This is a genomic window from Donghicola eburneus, from assembly GCF_900115865.1.
GTDB lineage: Bacteria > Pseudomonadota > Alphaproteobacteria > Rhodobacterales > Rhodobacteraceae > Donghicola > Donghicola eburneus.
The window spans coordinates 400,008-416,553 of sequence record NZ_FOXY01000003.1 but is presented as its reverse complement, the minus strand read 5'-3'; the positions used below and the strand labels follow the sequence as shown (position 1 = coordinate 416,553).

Here is a 16,546-nt window from a genome sequence, read left to right as displayed (position 1 = left end):
ACCTGACGCAGAGCGCGGCGCTCAGCTATCCATGGGGCCAATTGGAGACAGCCATTGGACTACCTGTTCAGGGCATAGGATCATTGTGAGACACGAAAAAGGCCCCGACCGGAAACGATCGGGGCTTTTGGTGTTCTTTGTTTCGCGCGTCTTATTCCGCAGGCTGAGAGGCCGCATCGCCGACTGTCGGCTCTGCCCCATAGAGTTCACCGGGGAGCTCGGGTGGCATGGCGTGATCTGCCTCCTCGTCGTTCCGGTAAACTTGGTTGTGGCGATACATGATCAGCGTGTCCCAGCGCAGGGCTTTGACCAGACCGATCAGGATCAGCATACACACCACCGCAAAGGGGAAGCCTGCCACGACCGCTGCCGCCTGCAGGGCGTTCAGACCGCCTGCGACCAGCAGAACCGATGCGACGGCACCTTCGGTTACGGCCCAGAAGATGCGCTGAACCTTGGGCGGGTTCGGATCACCACCGGCAGTCAGCATATCGATCACAAAGGAACCTGAGTCCGACGACGTCACGAACCAAAGCACGATCAGGATGATGGTCAGACCCGACAGGATCTCGGTCCCCGGCAGGTACTGCAGCAGAGCGAACATCGCATCGCCATAGCTGTTACGGGTTGCGTCCACCAGCGCCGGATCACCACCCAGCGAGATGTTCAATGCCGTGCCGCCAAAGGCCGAAAACCAGAAGAACATGATCGAGGTCGGCAGCAGCATCACCCCCAGCAGGAACTCACGGATGGTACGGCCACGCGAAATACGGGCAACGAACACACCGACAAAGGGGCTCCAGCTGATCCACCACGCCCAGTAGAAGATAGTCCAGCCGTTCTGCCAGGTGCCGTCTGCGGTATACGCCTCGGTCCATGTCGCCCACGAGACGAAGTTCGCCAGATAGTCCCCGTAGCTTTGAACAAACAGATCAAAGATGAATACGGTCGGGCCAACGATCAGCAGGAACAACAGGAACAGCAGGCTGAAGCTGACATTCAAGTTCGACAGACGTTTGATGCCGCCATCCAGACCCGCCACGACCGAGATGGTCGCGGCCAGAGTAATCAGCGCAATGATGATGATCTGCACAGTCACCGACTGACCGATGCCAAAGACTTCACCCAAACCAGAGTTGATCTGCATCGCGCCCAGTCCCAGCGACGTCACGATACCGAACATGGTACCGAAGACCGCCAGAATATCGACCGCGTCCCCCCAAGGACCGTAAATCTTGTCACCCAGCAGCGGGTACAGCGCAGAGCGGATGGTCAGCGGCAGCCCCTTGCGGAAGTGGAAATAGGCTAGCGCCAGCGCAACGATCGCGTAGATCGCCCAACCGTGGAAACCCCAGTGCAGGAAAGAAATGACCATGGCCTGCTTGGCTGCGGCCTCGGTTTCGGGGTCCCCCATCGGTGGCGCGAAATAATGATAGAGCGGCTCGGCCACACCCCAATAAATCAGACCAATCCCGATGCCCGCCGAAAACAGCATAGCCGTCCAGCTGAACAGATCGTAGGCCGGTTTCTCGGTCATCCGCCCAAGGCGGATATCCCCGAACTTGCCGAACGCCAAATAGATCGTCGCGATGACAAAGATGTTCACCTCGATGATCATCGCCCACCCGAGGGTGTCTGCGAACCATGTCTGGATGCCACCGAACAGTGCATTCGCCTGCTCATTAAAAAATGCGCCAAAAATAATGAAACCAACGATCAGCAAAGCCGAGATCGGGAACACGCGTTTATGGACTTTGGGAAAGAAAAGCAGCTGGTGTTGCTGCATCTTGCTACTCATTGGGTTGGACCCTCCGTTTGCACGGTTACTTTTTAGTTCTAGCCCCACTAACGAGTATCAAAGGCGTTGGTTCCCGCCTTTCGGACAGCAGGTTCCCGCTGATCACGATTTCCTGATTGATAACAGTCCGCTAACCGCCAAGAAAAATATGAGTTTTTCCGGCAGCAAAAGAAAACCCCTGCCTTTTTAGGCAGGGGCTGGCTCAATACCACTAGCCGCGACCGCGGTACGGGGGAACGCCTTGGTCGGGGATCCAGACGCCCTCGGGGATGGGTCCGGTTTGGTAATGCACATCGATCGGAATGCCGCCGCGCGGGTACCAGTAGCCGCCGATCCGCAGCCATTTCGGGTCTAGGAAATCCGCCAGACGGCGCGCGATGCTGATCGTGCAATCCTCGTGGAACGCACCGTGATTGCGGAACGAGCCAAGGAACAGCTTCAATGATTTGCTTTCGACCAGCCACTCACCGGGAACGTAGTCGATCATCAGGTGCGCGAAGTCGGGCTGGCCCGTCATCGGGCACAGCGAGGTGAATTCGGGCGCGGTGAAGCGCACGTTGTACAGAACGTCGGCTTGGGGGTTCTGCACACGCTCCAGCTCTGCCTCTTCGGGGGACTGGGGCATGACGGTCGCGCCGCCAAGCTGCTTGAGGTTGCTATAGATGCTGTCGATCATGTCAGTCGATCCTGTTCAAACGCCGCGCTTGTTGCCCCAGATCAGGACATGCAGTTGCGGCAGAATGCGGGGGGCGAACCAGCGGTCCGCCATGGTTGTCTCGGTCAGCCAAAGCAAACGGTCGGCCAGCGCCTGCGGGTCCACAGGCAGATCGGGGTCCACATCGGGATTACCCGGTTGGAGATAGAGCGGCAGGTCGGGATGCCTAGCGTGCGCGTCCTTGGCCCAAGCGTAGTCCACATCGTCAAAGATGACGATCTTCATCACGGTCTGCCCTGCGCCCTGCCCTGCCTGCACACAGGCGTCAAAGGCGTCCCAGTCCACCGTTTCACCGCTGCTTGGGGGTTTGGGCGACAGAACCAGCGTGTCCAGATCGCCAAACCAAGGGCGGCTGATCGACCCTTGGGTCTCGCAGGCAAAGCGATAGCCCTTGGCTTTGCCCATCGCGATGACGGCGGCAAAGTCCTGAATCGCGGGATTGCCGCCACTGATGCTGATGGTCAGAGGCTGGCCGCCCGACAGCTCCTCGACCTGCGCGAACACCTGTTCCGCGGACATCGGTTTCCACGTGTCGCGATAGGCGCTGTCCACCGCGTGCAGACTGTCACACCAGCTACACCGGTAATCACACCCGCCCGCGCGAACGAATACCGTCGGCTCCCCGATCAAGGCGCCTTCGCCTTGGATCGTTGGGCCGAAAATTTCGACAATGCGCAGGGTCATGGCCGGTATTCAGCCCAAGTCTTCGGAGTCTCGCTGACCTTGACGGCGGTCACTTCGGGCCAGCGGGCCTTACACCAGTCGTAGAAATGCTTGGACATGTTCTCTGCGGTCGAGGCCACATCCATCACATCGTTCAGGTGACGGTGGTCGAACACATCATCGATGTATGTCTTGAGCGGCTTGAGTTCGTGGTAATCCCGCACGAAGCCATCGCTGTTCAGCTCTGCCGCCGACAGTTCGACAACCACGATGTAGTTGTGACCGTGCAGACGCGCGCACTGGTGATCATCAGGTAGATGCGCCAACTGGTGCGAGGCCGAGAAGTGGAATTCTTTGCTGATACGGAACATCACTTGCCCTCGTGCGCTGAAATGGCAGCCTGCCAGAAATCGGGATCGTCATAGACCGTGGGGTCAGCGACACCCGCCAGATGGAAGGCCTCGCGACGTTCCACACAGGTGCCGCAGCGGCCGCAGTGGTGCGCGCCGCCCTTGTAGCAAGACCATGTCTCGGCAAAGGGGGTGTTGTGCTTGGCGCCTTCGGTCACGATATCAGCTTTGGTCCGGTGAACGAACGGCGTGTACAGGGACACATCCGCATACCCGTCCAGAGCGGCCTTTTGCATGGTATTGAACGCCTCGGCAAAGGCAGGGCGGCAATCGGGGTAGATAAAGTGGTCCCCGCCATGCACCGCTGTGGCCACGGCCTGATCCCCATTCGCCGCCGCCACGCCAAAGGCGATGGTCAGCATGATCGCGTTGCGGTTCGGGACCACGGTGATCTTCATGGTTTCTTCAGCGTAGTGACCATCGGGCACATCGATATCATCGGTCAGGGCCGATCCTGTCAGCGCCGCGCCAATGGTCCGCATGTCGATGATGTCATGGGGCACCCCAAGCCGTGTCGCGGCCAGAGCGGCATAGTCCAGTTCTTTGCGGTGGCGTTGACCATAGTCGAACGACACCAGTCGCGTCAGCTCGTGCTGATCAGCGACCATGTGGGCGAGGGATACGGAATCCAGTCCGCCCGAGCAGATTACAATCGTTTTCATCAGTGTCCCTTGTTTTGATGTACCGGGTAGGCTGCGACCGGTTGGGCGTGCGTCTACGACTGATCACCCGTTTTGGCAAGCCTTACGCCCCGACAGGGATCATTGTGCCCTGTAGGATCGCCACATGCTTGCGTTTACCATTGTCCACGGACCAGACATCCGCCGCCACGACCACCAGCCTCCGGCCCGGTTTGATCACACGTCCAGTGGCCTCGAGCTGGCCCGATCCGGGGGCAAGGAAGTTGATCTTTACCTCAACCGACATGACCTCGGCCTCCTCTGGCAACACGGTCAAAGCCGCATAGCCCGCCGCGCTGTCCGCAATGCTGAACAGCATCCCGCCATGGGCAAAACCCTGTTGCTGCTGAACCCCGTCTGACACAGGGGCCGTGATCGTGACACTGCCCTCGGTGATCTCGGCCAGTTCCGCGCCAATGGTGTGCATCATTGACTGCTGCGCAAAGCTGGCCCTGATGCGTGCCTCGTTTTTTGTGAAATCCATGTCGCTCTCCCCTCTGCCCGATTACGCAATCGAGTGCAGCGCTTCGCAACTGTGACGTCCCGTTCATTCCGTTGGTAATAAGACCTGCGCGGCAGCCGCGCGCACGGCGGCTGTCATCGGGGCCAAAGCCTCTGCTGTCAGCCGGTTGAACTGCCAATAGAGCGGGGCATCATGGGGCGCATCGACATTCAGATGCACCAGCCGGCCCGCCACCAAATGATCGGCGACCAAATATTCTGGGTTCAGCGCCCACCCCAAGCCCAAAATACACGCCTCGACAAAGGCTTGGCTGGAGCCGATGCGGTGACAGGGCAGTCCACGCGGGCGCACCGCATTGCCAAAGTTTCGCGCCACCCACCTTTCCTGCAGCTTGTCCTTGTCCGAAAACATCAGCGCCGGCGCTTTGGCCAAGGCTTGGGCCGTGACGCCATCGGGCATCCAGCGGCGCATGTAGTCGGGGCTGGCCGTCGCGACATACCGCAGATGGCCCAGAGGCACACTCTCGCAGCCCTGCAAAGGTTTGGCGTGCGCCGTCACAACCGCGGCAACTTCGCCCCGCTTCAGCCAGTCTTGCGAAACATCCTCGTCGTCAATGACGATGTCGAACAGAACACCACCAACCGCTTGCAAGGCAGGCAAGAACCAAGTCGCGAGACTGTCCGCGTTGACGGCGATCCGAAGGGTGCTTGGCCCCTGTGAGCCCTGCCCCAAATCCCGCTGTACGGCTGTTTCCATCAACATCAGCCGATCGAAATGCCCGATCAAGGTTTGCCCCGCCTGCGTGGCAACACATGGGGTCCCGCGCACCAGAAGCACGCTTCCAATCTGGTCCTCAAGCGCCTTGATCCGCTGGGACACCGCCGATTGGGTCAGATGCAGTTCCGCCGCCGCTCCACCAAAGGAACCGCGCCGATGGACGGCCGCAAGCGCCTGAAGGTGCAGTGGATCAATCATAAGAAACTCTAATCAAGATGAAATTCTTTGAATTAGACTAATGCGGCAGCAATCCATAAGCAACGGGCGAACCAAAGGAGAGCCCATGACCGCCCTGATCCACGGATACCTCGTGTCCCTCAGTCTGATTGCCGCCATCGGCTCGCAAAATGCATTTGTCCTGCGCCAAGGGTTGCGGCGCGAACACGTCGCCGCTGTTGTCGCGGTCTGCGCGCTGTCGGATGCGATACTGATCACGGCGGGCATCGCGGGGATGGGCACGCTGATCGCCTCGATCCCGTGGCTGGGGCCTGCAATGCGCTGGTTCGGCGCGGCGTTTCTGCTGGTCTACGGCGCGCTCCGGTTTCGCGCGGCACTCCAAGGCGGCGAAGCCCTCTTGCCCGCGAACAAACCCTCTGTCCCGCTGATCAAAGTCCTGCTGATCTGCCTGACCCTGACATGGGCAAATCCCCACGTCTACTTGGACACAGTGCTGCTGATCGGATCAATCGGGAGCCAATACGCGCCCGATCACTGGAGCTTTGCCGTCGGCGCCATCTTTGGCTCGCTGTCCTTTTTCGTGGCCTTAGGGTTCGGCGCGCGCCTGTTGTCCGGCCTGTTTGAAAATCCCAAAGCGTGGGTCATGCTAGAAATCATTGTCGGCTGCACCATGTGGGCGATTGCCGCGTCCCTGCTGCTAGGATGACATCGCAGCCTCGGCCAACAGCGCATCAATAATCGCGCCAAGATCGTCGAAATGGCTGAACTGGGCTGCATGGGGGATCAACGCGCTGGCTGTTTTTCGGTAGCCCTCGGTGAACAGAACAAACGGGACCAAGGCGCGCTGCGCCGTTTCGGCGTCAACCTCGCTATCGCCCACGTATATCTCTGGACCGCGCCCCAGTTCGGCAAAGGCTTTGTCCAAGGGACGCGGGTCCGGCTTGTGCACCGGCAGGCTGTCTCCACCGATGACGACGTCAAAGTATCCATCCAGTCCGGTCGCGCGTAGCACGGCCTGTGTGGCCGCAAAGGGCTTGTTCGTGCACACACCCAAACTGTGACCCGCTGCCTTCAACTGCCCCAGCACCGGTTCAACCGCAGGATAAGGATGCGTCAGATCGGTGGCTGTCAGATAGCGGCCCGTGAAGTCAGCCAGCAAACGCTCTTGCTCACTATCCGCGATGCCCCGCGCCGCGCGCATTTTCGCGACAAAGACACCGGCACCGTTCCCGATGAACTCGCGGGCTTGGGCCAAGGTGATAGGCTCTGCCCCTTCGCCCGCCAGCACCGCGTTGGCAATTCCGTGAATGTCGGGCGCGCTGTCGATCAGCGTCCCGTCCAGATCAAAAACAATCCGCGCCATTATCCTGTTTTCCACTTGATCGAACACCCCATCGAAGGGATCTGGTCCGCAGGCCCCTGCCCCGTTTCGGCGACCTGCTTCATCGCCTCGAACAGATCGCGGCGCAGGTCCGCTGGCCCAGCAGCCTTGGTCGAGGCATCAAGCCGTCCGCGATATTGCAGCCCGCCATCAGCATCAAAGCCATAGAAATCCGGCGTGCAGGCCGCATCATAGGCCCGCGCCACCGCTTGGGTTTCGTCATACAGATAGGGGAATGGAAAGCCCCGCGCCTCGGCCATCAGGCGCATGTTGTCAAAGCTGTCCTTGGGATAGGCCTCGGCGTCATTGGCGCTGATCGCGACAACGCCGATTCCCATTTCCATCAACTCGGACGCATCACGGATGATCCGGTCCAGAACCGCCAGCACATAGGGGCAGTGGTTGCAGATAAACATGACCAGAGTGCCCTTGGTACCCGCCACATCGGCAAGGCTGACCTGACGACCATCTGTGCTTGGCAAAGTGAAATCAGGTGCTTTCCATCCAAAATCGCAAACGGGGGGTGTGACGGCCATGACAAGTCTCCTTCAGGAACAGGCGTTGCGGATTGCCGCGATATTAGCGCCGTAAACCTCTGGGTTGTCCACCGACCCGCCGCGAAACACCGCACTTCCGGCCACCAGCACATCCGCCCCCGCCGCTGCAACCAAGGGCGCCGTGGTCGGGTCCACCCCGCCGTCAATCTCGATATGGATGGGACGGTCGCCGATCATCTCGCGCAGCCTGCGGATTTTGGCGGTCATATCGATGAACTTCTGGCCACCAAAGCCGGGGTTCACCGTCATCACACAGACCACGTCCGTCAGGTCCAGCAGATGCCCGACCGCTTCGGCAGGCGTGCCAGGGTTTAGTGCGATCCCCGCCTTCATCCCCGCCCCGCGGATGGCCTGAAGCGTTCGGTGACTGTGCGGCCCCGCTTCGATATGGGCGGTCAGAACATCGGCCCCCGCATCGGCATAGGCCTCGATATACGGGTCCACTGGCGCGATCATCAAATGCACGTCCATGACGGTTTTCACATGGGGCCGGAACGCCTTCACCGCAGGCGGCCCAAAGGTCAGGTTCGGCACGAAATGCCCGTCCATCACATCCACATGGACCCAATCGGCACCCTGCGCTTCAATCGCCTGAATCTCCTGACCGAAATTCGCAAAATCCGCCGACAAAATGGACGGAGCAATCTTCACCGACCGATCAAAACTCATTCCGCAGCCTCCCGCATCCGGTCCACATCCAGACCGCCCTGAAACACGCGGCTCGCCCGCACATCCGCCGCAGTAATAGTCGACAACGCCATCGCATCCAGCGGCCCCTTACTCTCTGAAAACAACCGGTTCGCCTGCCGCAAACGCACACGGTCCAATGCATTCCGGATCGACCGCGCGTTGGCAAAATGCGGCTGCATCCGCCGCATCGCGATATACTCGGCCATCGCCGCCTCGGCCTCGGGGTCAAAGACATAGCTCTGCCCTTCCAGCATGGATTGGGAAATCCGCAGCAGTTCATCGTCCGAATAATCGGGGAAATCTATGTGATGGGCGATGCGCGACCGGAAACCGGGATTGGCGGCAAAGAACCGATCCATCCGGTCCGCATACCCCGCCATGATCACCACCAGATCGTCGCGATTGTTCTCCATCACCTGCAGCAGGATCTCGATCGCCTCCTGGCCGTAATCCCGCTCGTTATCAGGCTTATACAGATAGTAGGCCTCGTCGATGAACAGAACCCCGCCCATGGCCCGCTTCAAGACCTCTTTGGTCTTGGGCGCCGTGTGGCCGATGTACTGACCTACCAGATCATCCCGCGTCACCGACACCAGATGCCCCTTGCGCACATAACCCAAGCGGTGCAGCAGCCCCGCCATCATCCGCGCGACCGTGGTCTTGCCCGTTCCTGGGTTGCCGGTAAACGACATGTGCAGGGTTGGCGTCTCCTGCGACAGCCCCATCTCGCGCCGCGCCTTGTCGACCAGCAACAAAGCCGCCGTCTCGCGAATGCGCTGCTTCACCGGCGCCAAGCCGATGAGCTCACGATCCAGTTCCTCCAGAACCTCTCGCACGCCAGAGGCTTCATATTCCGCCGCCAGATCGACAGTCTGTACAGTGCCCTCAACCATCACCCTGCTTCTTTCATCTTTGCCAAAATACTCCAGGGGTCCGGGGGCAGCGCCCCCGGCCTCTCAAACCAGCCCGAAGGCCAGCCAATTCAGCGCCGCGCATCCCACGCATAGCGCTGAGACCGTCCGTCCACGTCGGTGCGCTGCATGTGGAAGGTCGGCTCGACCTCGGGACGATTGACGATAAAGCTCATCATCACGGTCTCGAAGCCGCGGGTGTTGTCGAACGCCTGAATGCGGATGTAGCTTTCGGGGTGCGCTTTGCGGCACTCGTCCAGTTCCATCATCACGCCCTTGGCGTCGCGCAGGTCGAACATGGGATGACCCCACATCTCCCAATAAGTATTCCGGGGGTGCGGATCGTCTGTGTATTCCAGACTGACCGCCCACTCTTTGCCCAGAATGTATTCGACCTGTTTGTTGATCTGCTCGTCATTCAGATCGGGAAGAAAGCTGAAGCAGCCCTGTGTGATACGCATGGTAAAATCTCCTGAGTTTCGGGGCCGCGCACGCATCTGGCGCGCGACCAAATGGCTTACATCGCGGGAACAGCCGTCGGCACAAAGTCCGAGGTATCCGTCGAGGTGTAGTTGAAGGTGATGTTGCCCCAAGTATCGAGCGCCGCTTCCAGCGGTTTGCACCACTTGGCCGCTTCACGCAGGATTTCAGGACCTTCGACAGCGATCTCGCGGCCTTCGTTGCGGGCTAGGATCATCGCTTCCAGCGCCACACGGTTCGCTGTTGCGCCCGCCTGAATGCCCATCGGGTGACCGATGGTGCCGCCACCGAACTGCAGCACCACATCATCGCCGAACAAATCGATCAACTGGTGCATCTGCCCTGCGTGTATACCGCCCGAGGCCACAGGCATCACCTTCTTGATGTCGCCCCAATCCTGCTCAAAGAAGATCCCGCGCTGCAGATCGACCTCGTTATGGGTCTCGCGGCAGACGTTGTAATAGCCCTGAACGGTCATGGGATCGCCTTCCAGCTTACCCACTGCGGTGCCGCAGTGCAGGTGGTCAACGCCAGCCAGACGCAGCCACTTGGCGATCACGCGGAAGCTGATGCCGTGGTTCTTCTGGCGGGTGTATGTCCCGTGACCAGCGCGGTGCATGTGCAGGATCATATCGTTCGCGCGGCACCATTCGCTGATCGACTGAATCGCGGTCCAACCGACGATCAGGTCGACCATGACAATGACGGACCCGAGCTGTTTGGCGAACTCGGCGCGGGCGTACATCTCTTCCATCGTGCCCGCAGTGATGTTCAGGTAGTGGCCCTTGACCTCGCCGGTTTCGGCGGTCGCTTTGTTCACGGCCTCCATGCAGTATAGAAAACGGTCACGCCAGTGCATGAAGGGCTGCGAGTTGATGTTCTCATCGTCCTTCATGAAGTCGAGGCCACCCTTCAGACCTTCATAAACCACGCGGCCATAGTTCTTGCCCGACAGACCCAGCTTGGGCTTGGTGGTCGCGCCCAGAAGGGGCTTGCCGAACTTGTCCAGACGCTCACGCTCGACCACCAGGCCAGTGGGCGGGCCTTTGAAGGTTTTGACGTAAGCCACGGGGAAGCGCATGTCCTCCAGACGTGCGGCCATCAACGGCTTGAAGCTGAACACGTTGCCGATGATCGAAGCGGTCAGGTTCGCGATCGAACCTTCTTCGAACAGGATCAGGTCATAGGCCACATAGGCAAAGTACTGGCCGGGCTGGCCGGGCACGGGGTCAACGCGGTAGGCTTTGGCGCGGTACTGGTCCGCAGCGGTCAAACGGTCGGTCCAGACCACGGTCCACGTAGCGGTGGAAGATTCCCCCGCCACAGCGGCCGCGGCCTCGATAGGGTCCACACCCTCCTGCGGGGTGATGCGGAACAGGGCCAGCACATCGGTGTCTTTGGGCTGGTAGTCACCGTCCCAATACCCCATCTGCGCGTATTTCAGGACCCCTGCGGCATATCGCTTTTTCTTGTCCTTGATTTCGGTGGGATTGCTCATGTCGTTCATGTCGTGGCCTCCTCCTGCCGTGACGGGTTCACGCTGCACGCGCAGCTGCGATTTGGGGATCAAGCGCGCCGCTCTCGTAGCGACGGGCCATGTCATCCATGGAAATGGGTTTGATGCGGTCTGCCTGACCGGCGGTGCCAAAGCGTTCGAAGCGGTCGCGGCACAGATCCTCGAGCTCTTTCATCGCTGGGATCAGGAACTTGCGCGGGTCGAATTCGGCGGGCTTGTCCGTCGCGATCTTGCGGAACTGGCCGGTCATCGCCATGCGGCAGTCGGTATCGATGTTGACCTTGCGCACACCCATCTTGATGCCGCGCTCGATCTCCTCGACCGGAACGCCATAGGTCTGGGGCATCTCGCCGCCATTAGCGTTGATCAGGTCTTGCAGCGCCTGCGGGACCGAGCTGGACCCGTGCATCACCAAATGGGTGTTGGGCAGCTTTTCGTTGATCCGGCGGATGGTCTCCATCGACAGGATGTCGCCATCGGGCTTGCGGCTAAACTTGTAGGCCCCGTGAGACGTGCCGCAGGCAATCGCCAGCGCATCACAGCGGGTGGCCATCACGAACTCGACCGCCTGATCCGGGTCAGTCAGCAGCTGGTCGTGGGACAGTTTGCCCACCGCGCCAGAGCCATCCTCTTCGCCCGCCTCGCCGGTTTCGAGCGAGCCCAGAACACCCAGTTCCCCCTCGACCGAGGCACCAACTGCATGGGCAGCCTTGGTGACACGCGCGGTGATCTCGACGTTGTAGTCGAAGTCGGCAGGGGTCTTCATGTCCTCGTGCAGCGAGCCGTCCATCATCACCGATGTGAACCCATGACGGATCGCGGACAGACAGGTGGCATCGTTGTTGCCGTGGTCCTGATGCAGCACGATGTGGTTGTCGGGGTACATCTCGGACAGCGCCACGACCATGTGACGCAGCATGATGTCACCGGCATAGGACCGCGCCCCACGGCTGGCCTGCAGGATCACGGGCGAGCCTGTCGCCTTAGCGGCCTGCATGATCGCCAGACCCTGCTCCATGTTGTTGATGTTAAAGGCTGGAACGCCGTAGCCATGCTCGGCCGCGTGATCCAGCAATTGTCTCAAGGTAATCAGTGCCATGTTGGTCTCCTCCCCCTCAGGCTGCCTTGGCTGCCCCTTGCAGGGCCGCGATACCGGGAAGGGTCTTCCCCTCCAGCCATTCCAGAAATGCGCCACCGGCGGTGGACACATAGGTAAAGTCTTGGGTCACAGCGGCGCCGTTCAGGGCGGCCACCGTATCGCCCCCGCCTGCCACGCTGGTCGCACGGCCCTGCCGCGTTACAGCGGCGGCGGTGCGGGCCAGTTGGTTCGTGGCGTGGTCAAAGGGCGGGATTTCGAACGCACCCAAAGGCCCGTTCCACAGGATCGTGCGGCACTCGGTCAGAACCCGTTGGAAGTTCGAGAGCGACCTCGGCCCCGCATCAAGGATCATCGCCCCTGCGGTGCATTCATGCGCCCCGACCACGCGGTTCTCGGCCCCCGCCGCGAACTCGGTCGCGATGACCACATCCTCAGGCAGGTGGATCTGGCAGCCCGCTTTGTCCGCCAGCTTGCGGATTTCCTGCACGGTCTCGACCTGATCCGCCTCGTGCAAGGACCGCCCCATCGGCGCCCCATCTGCATAGAGGAAGGTGTTCGCCATGCCCCCGCCGATGATCACGTGGTCCAGCTTCATCACCAGGTTCTTCAACACAGCGATCTTGCTCGACACTTTGGCGCCGCCGACGATGGCCACAGCAGGCTGTTGCGGCGCTTCCAACGCGGATGTCAGCGCCTCCATTTCCTCGATCAGCAGCGGACCTGCATAAGCGGGCAACATCCTGGCCAACGCCTCGGTCGAGGCATGGCTGCGGTGCGCGCAGCTAAAGGCGTCATTCACATAGACATCCCCCAGCTGCGCCAGCGCCGCAGCGAACGCAGGGTCATTCGCCGTCTCGCCCGGATTGTAGCGCAGGTTCTCGCAGAGCAGGACCTCGCCGTCTTTCAACCGCTTGCTCAGGATCACGGCAGACTCTTCGCCGCAGACATCCGAAAATACGACCGAAGTCCCAAGCGCCTGCGCCAAAGCCGGACGCAGCTTGTCCACCGAATAGGCCGGGTTCATCTCGTTCACTTTGGGGCGACCAAAGTGGGTCAGGATCACCAGCCGCGCGCCGCGCTCCAGCAGAGGCTTCATCCCCGCCGCAAAGCGGTTGATGCGGGTGGCATCAGTCACAACACCTTCGTCCACCGGCACGTTCAGGTCAGCGCGGACCAGCACCCGTTTGCCGCGCACATCCACATCCATGATTGAGGGCAGCATCAGATCAGCCTCCCCATGGCGCAGGCGGTGTCCGCCATCCTGTTCGAGAAGCCCCATTCGTTGTCGTACCAGCTCAGGATGCGGACCATGCGGCCGTCCATGACTTTGGTCTGGTCCATGTGGAAGATCGACGAATGCGGATCGTGGTTGAAATCCATCGAGACGTTGGCGGTGTCGGTGTAGCCAAGGATGCCCTTTAGATCGCTGTCAGCGGCGGCACGGATGGCGGCGTTTACCTCGTCTACCGTGGTGTCGCGGCTGGCCATAAAGGTCAGGTCGACGACCGACACATTCGGGGTCGGTACGCGGATTGCCACACCGTCTAGCTTGCCGTTCAGCTCGGGCAGAACCAGACCCACGGCCTTAGCGGCGCCGGTGGATGTCGGGATCATCGACAGGGCGGCCGCACGAGCGCGGTACATGTCCTTGTGCATCGTATCCAGCGTGGGCTGATCGCCCGTGTAGCTGTGGATGGTGGTCATAAAGCCCTTTTCGATCCCGACCGCCTCGTGCAGCACCTTTGCCACAGGGGAGAGACAGTTCGTCGTGCACGAGGCGTTCGAGACAATGATATCGCTGCCGGTCAGATCGCGGTGGTTCACACCGAACACCACGGTCCGGTCCACACCAGTCGCAGGGGCCGAAACCAGCACGCGCTTGGACCCGTTCTCCAGATGCAGCGCGGCCTTGTCGCGGTCGGTAAAGATGCCGGTGCATTCCAACGCCACGTCCACCCCGCCCCAAGGCAGGTCTTTGGGATCGCGGATCGCAGTGACTTCGATAGGACCACGACCGATATCGATGGCGTTTCCAGCGGTTTTGACTTCACCGGGATAACGGCCATGCACGCTGTCGAATTGCAGCAAATGAGCGTTCATTTCCACGGGGCCCAGATCGTTGATCGCGACCACTTCGATGTCATTGCGGCCCGACTCTGCGATCGCGCGAAGCACATTTCTCCCGATACGGCCGAAGCCGTTGATGGCAACCTTGGTTGTCATGACACTGTTATCCCTTGTTGATTTGCTTCTTGGCCGAAGCGGCGATGGCCTCGGCAGTGATATTAAAGTGGCGGTACAGCTCGTCCGCAGGCGCGCTGGCGCCAAAGCCGGTCATCCCGACAAAGCCGTCGCTGCGTTCCAGAAACAGCTCCCATCCCTGACGGATCGCAGCCTCGACCCCGACGCGCGGGGCGGTGCCACGGACCAGAACGCGGTAGGCGGCGGGTTGGGCCGCGAACAGCTCGAAGCTGGGGGCAGAGACCACGGCGGCGCGGATGCCATCAGCGGCCAGCATGTCAGCAGCCTGAAGGGCTATCTCGACTTCGGATCCTGTGGCGATCAGCGTCACATCCCTTGCCCCCGCCGTTTCCCGCAGCACATAGGCCCCGCGGGCGGTCAGGTTGGCATCGGTGTGCGTGGTGCGCAGGGTCGGCAGGTTCTGACGCGACAAGCACAGCAGGGTCGGCGTGGCCTCGGATGTGGCGCACAGCTCCCATGCCTCTGCGGTTTCCACGGCGTCGGCGGGGCGGAACACGGTCAGGTTCGGCATGGCCCGCAGGGATGCGATGGTTTCTACCGGCTGGTGGGTCGGGCCGTCCTCTCCCAGACCAATCGAGTCGTGGGTCATCACATAGGCGACCGGCACCCCTATCAGCGCAGACAGGCGGATCGATGGGCGGCAGTAGTCGGCAAAGGCCAGGAACGTCCCGCCATAGGTAAAGAAGCCCCCATGCAGCGCGATCCCGTTCATCGCGGCGGCCATGCCGTGCTCGCGGATACCATAGTGGATGTAGTCGCCACTGTAGTCGTTGCGGCTCACAGGCTTCATCGCGCTGGTGCGGGTGTTGTTCGATCCGGTGAGGTCAGCGGACCCACCCACGGAATTGGGCAGCGTGGCATTCACCACCTCCAGCGCCATTTCCGAGGCTTTGCGCGCGGCGACCTTGGGCTGGTCCTTGGACAGGCGGCGCTTGTAGGCGGTGATCGCGGCATTCAGACCCTGCGCGTCCGGAGCGGCTAGCGAACGGTCAAAGTCTGCGGCCTTCGGGCTGGCCTCTTTGCGGGCGGACCAATTGGCGCGGGCATTGGCGCCGCGGGTGGCGATGGCCTCCCACGCGGCTTTGACTTCGGTCGGCACCACGAACGGATCGTGGGGCCAGTTCAGCGCATCTCGGGTTGCGGCGATCTCGTCTGCTCCAAGGGGCGAGCCATGCACCTTGTGGCTGCCCTGCATATTCGGCGCGCCCTTACCGATAGTGGTCCGGCAAGCAATCAGGGATGGGCGCAGGTCTTTGCGGGCGTTCTCGATAACGCGGGCGATGGCTTCGGGGTTGTGTCCGTCCACGGCCTGCACGTGCCAGCCTGCAGCTTCAAATCGAGCGCGTTGGTCCATGCTGGTGGATAGGTCGGTCGGCCCGTCGATGGTGATGCGGTTGTCGTCCCAGAAAACGACCAATCGCCCCAAGCCCAGATGGCCAGCCAGGTCGATGGCCTCGTGGCTGATCCCTTCCATGAGGCAGCCGTCACCGGCCAGCACATAGGTAAAGTGATCGACCAACTCATCGCCGAAGCGCGCATTGTGCATCCGCTCGGCCAAAGCCATGCCCACGGCGGTCGAAATCCCTTGCCCCAGCGGGCCTGTGGTGGTCTCGATCCCCATGGCGTGGCCGTATTCGGGGTGGCCCGCGGTGCGCGAGCCCATCTGGCGGAAGTTCCGCAACTGGTCCGCGTCCATATCCGCGTAGCCCAGCAGATGGTTGATCGCATAGACCAGCATCGATCCATGCCCCGCGCTCATGACGAAGCGGTCACGGTCGGGCCACTTGTGATCGGCGGGGTCTACTTTGACAAAGCGGTTGAACAGAACCGTCGCCACATCCGCTAGTCCCATGGGCGCGCCGGGGTGGCCTGAGTTTGCCGCCTGCACCGCGTCCATGGTCAGGGCGCGGATGGCGTTGGCCATTGTGGTTTCGTCAACTTGAACAGGTGTTTGCACAGTCATGGCA

Annotated in this window: 18 protein-coding genes; 1 reads left to right on the top strand and 17 read right to left on the bottom strand. The window is 61.1% G+C overall.

Features of this window, described 5'->3' with window-relative positions:
- Positions 1–151 precede the first annotated feature (151 nt).
- The 7 genes from BM225_RS07485 to BM225_RS07455 form a co-directional block, all read right to left on the bottom strand.
- Positions 152–1,798, bottom strand: coding sequence for a BCCT family transporter (locus BM225_RS07485; RefSeq protein WP_072707713.1), 1,647 nt, complete (start codon positions 1,796–1,798; stop codon positions 152–154).
- Positions 1,799–2,009: 211 nt separating this feature from the next.
- Positions 2,010–2,474 carry a preQ(1) synthase gene (queF, locus tag BM225_RS07480; RefSeq protein WP_092464054.1) on the bottom strand — a complete coding sequence of 155 codons (465 nt, stop codon included), beginning with the start codon at positions 2,472–2,474 and terminating at the stop codon, positions 2,010–2,012.
- A gap of 15 nt (positions 2,475–2,489) precedes the next feature.
- Positions 2,490–3,197, bottom strand: coding sequence for a 7-carboxy-7-deazaguanine synthase QueE (gene queE, locus BM225_RS07475; protein ID WP_072707717.1), 708 nt, complete (start codon positions 3,195–3,197; stop codon positions 2,490–2,492).
- Positions 3,194–3,547 (bottom strand): 6-carboxytetrahydropterin synthase QueD, encoded by a 354-nt coding sequence (gene queD / locus BM225_RS07470; RefSeq protein ID WP_072707719.1) that lies wholly within the window; start codon positions 3,545–3,547, stop codon positions 3,194–3,196. The genes queE and queD overlap by 4 nt, the downstream gene beginning before the upstream one ends.
- A complete protein-coding gene (gene queC, locus BM225_RS07465) occupies positions 3,547–4,248 on the bottom strand; it encodes a 7-cyano-7-deazaguanine synthase QueC (RefSeq protein ID WP_072707721.1) in 702 nt (233 codons plus the stop codon). The genes queD and queC overlap by 1 nt, the downstream gene beginning before the upstream one ends.
- A gap of 82 nt (positions 4,249–4,330) precedes the next feature.
- Positions 4,331–4,750 carry a PaaI family thioesterase gene (locus BM225_RS07460; protein ID WP_072707723.1) on the bottom strand — a complete coding sequence of 140 codons (420 nt, stop codon included), beginning with the start codon at positions 4,748–4,750 and terminating at the stop codon, positions 4,331–4,333.
- Between the two features lie 63 nt (positions 4,751–4,813).
- The gene (locus BM225_RS07455; RefSeq protein WP_072707725.1) at positions 4,814–5,704 is read right to left on the bottom strand and encodes a LysR family transcriptional regulator ArgP; all 891 of its coding nucleotides are present in this window, start codon (positions 5,702–5,704) and stop codon (positions 4,814–4,816) included.
- Between the two features lie 85 nt (positions 5,705–5,789).
- Here BM225_RS07455 and BM225_RS07450 point away from each other — a divergent pair, with 85 nt between their 5' ends.
- Positions 5,790–6,389, top strand: coding sequence for a LysE/ArgO family amino acid transporter (locus tag BM225_RS07450; protein ID WP_072707727.1), 600 nt, complete (start codon positions 5,790–5,792; stop codon positions 6,387–6,389).
- Here BM225_RS07450 and gph read toward each other — a convergent pair.
- From gph to tkt, 10 genes are all read right to left on the bottom strand, one after another.
- Positions 6,381–7,046 (bottom strand): phosphoglycolate phosphatase, encoded by a 666-nt coding sequence (gene gph / locus BM225_RS07445; RefSeq protein WP_072707729.1) that lies wholly within the window; start codon positions 7,044–7,046, stop codon positions 6,381–6,383. The two genes, BM225_RS07450 and gph, sit on opposite strands and share 9 nt — an antisense overlap.
- Positions 7,046–7,600: a thioredoxin family protein gene (locus tag BM225_RS07440; protein WP_072707731.1), complete on the bottom strand. Its 555-nt coding sequence runs from the start codon at positions 7,598–7,600 to the stop codon at positions 7,046–7,048. Before BM225_RS07440 ends, gph begins: the two co-directional genes overlap by 1 nt.
- Positions 7,601–7,612: 12 nt before the next feature.
- Positions 7,613–8,290, bottom strand: coding sequence for a ribulose-phosphate 3-epimerase (gene rpe, locus BM225_RS07435; protein ID WP_072707733.1), 678 nt, complete (start codon positions 8,288–8,290; stop codon positions 7,613–7,615).
- Entirely contained in the window at positions 8,287–9,204 is a 918-nt protein-coding gene (gene cbbX, locus BM225_RS07430; protein ID WP_072707736.1) for a CbbX protein, read from the bottom strand. The genes rpe and cbbX overlap by 4 nt, the downstream gene beginning before the upstream one ends.
- A gap of 89 nt (positions 9,205–9,293) precedes the next feature.
- On the bottom strand, positions 9,294–9,683 hold the full coding sequence (locus tag BM225_RS07425; RefSeq protein WP_072707738.1) for a ribulose bisphosphate carboxylase small subunit: 390 nt from the start codon (positions 9,681–9,683) through the stop codon (positions 9,294–9,296).
- A 56-nt stretch (positions 9,684–9,739) separates the two neighbouring features.
- Positions 9,740–11,209 carry a form I ribulose bisphosphate carboxylase large subunit gene (locus tag BM225_RS07420; protein ID WP_072707740.1) on the bottom strand — a complete coding sequence of 490 codons (1,470 nt, stop codon included), beginning with the start codon at positions 11,207–11,209 and terminating at the stop codon, positions 9,740–9,742.
- A gap of 28 nt (positions 11,210–11,237) precedes the next feature.
- Entirely contained in the window at positions 11,238–12,317 is a 1,080-nt protein-coding gene (gene fba, locus BM225_RS07415) for a class II fructose-bisphosphate aldolase (protein ID WP_072707742.1), read from the bottom strand.
- Positions 12,318–12,333: 16 nt separating this feature from the next.
- Positions 12,334–13,539 carry a phosphoglycerate kinase gene (locus BM225_RS07410; RefSeq protein ID WP_177218581.1) on the bottom strand — a complete coding sequence of 402 codons (1,206 nt, stop codon included), beginning with the start codon at positions 13,537–13,539 and terminating at the stop codon, positions 12,334–12,336.
- Entirely contained in the window at positions 13,539–14,540 is a 1,002-nt protein-coding gene (gap, locus tag BM225_RS07405; RefSeq protein ID WP_072707746.1) for a type I glyceraldehyde-3-phosphate dehydrogenase, read from the bottom strand. Before gap ends, BM225_RS07410 begins: the two co-directional genes overlap by 1 nt.
- 7 nt (positions 14,541–14,547) lie before the next feature.
- Positions 14,548–16,542, bottom strand: a complete 1,995-nt coding sequence (gene tkt / locus BM225_RS07400) for a transketolase (RefSeq protein ID WP_072707748.1) — start codon at positions 16,540–16,542, stop codon at positions 14,548–14,550.
- Between the last annotated feature and the right edge of the window lie 4 nt (positions 16,543–16,546).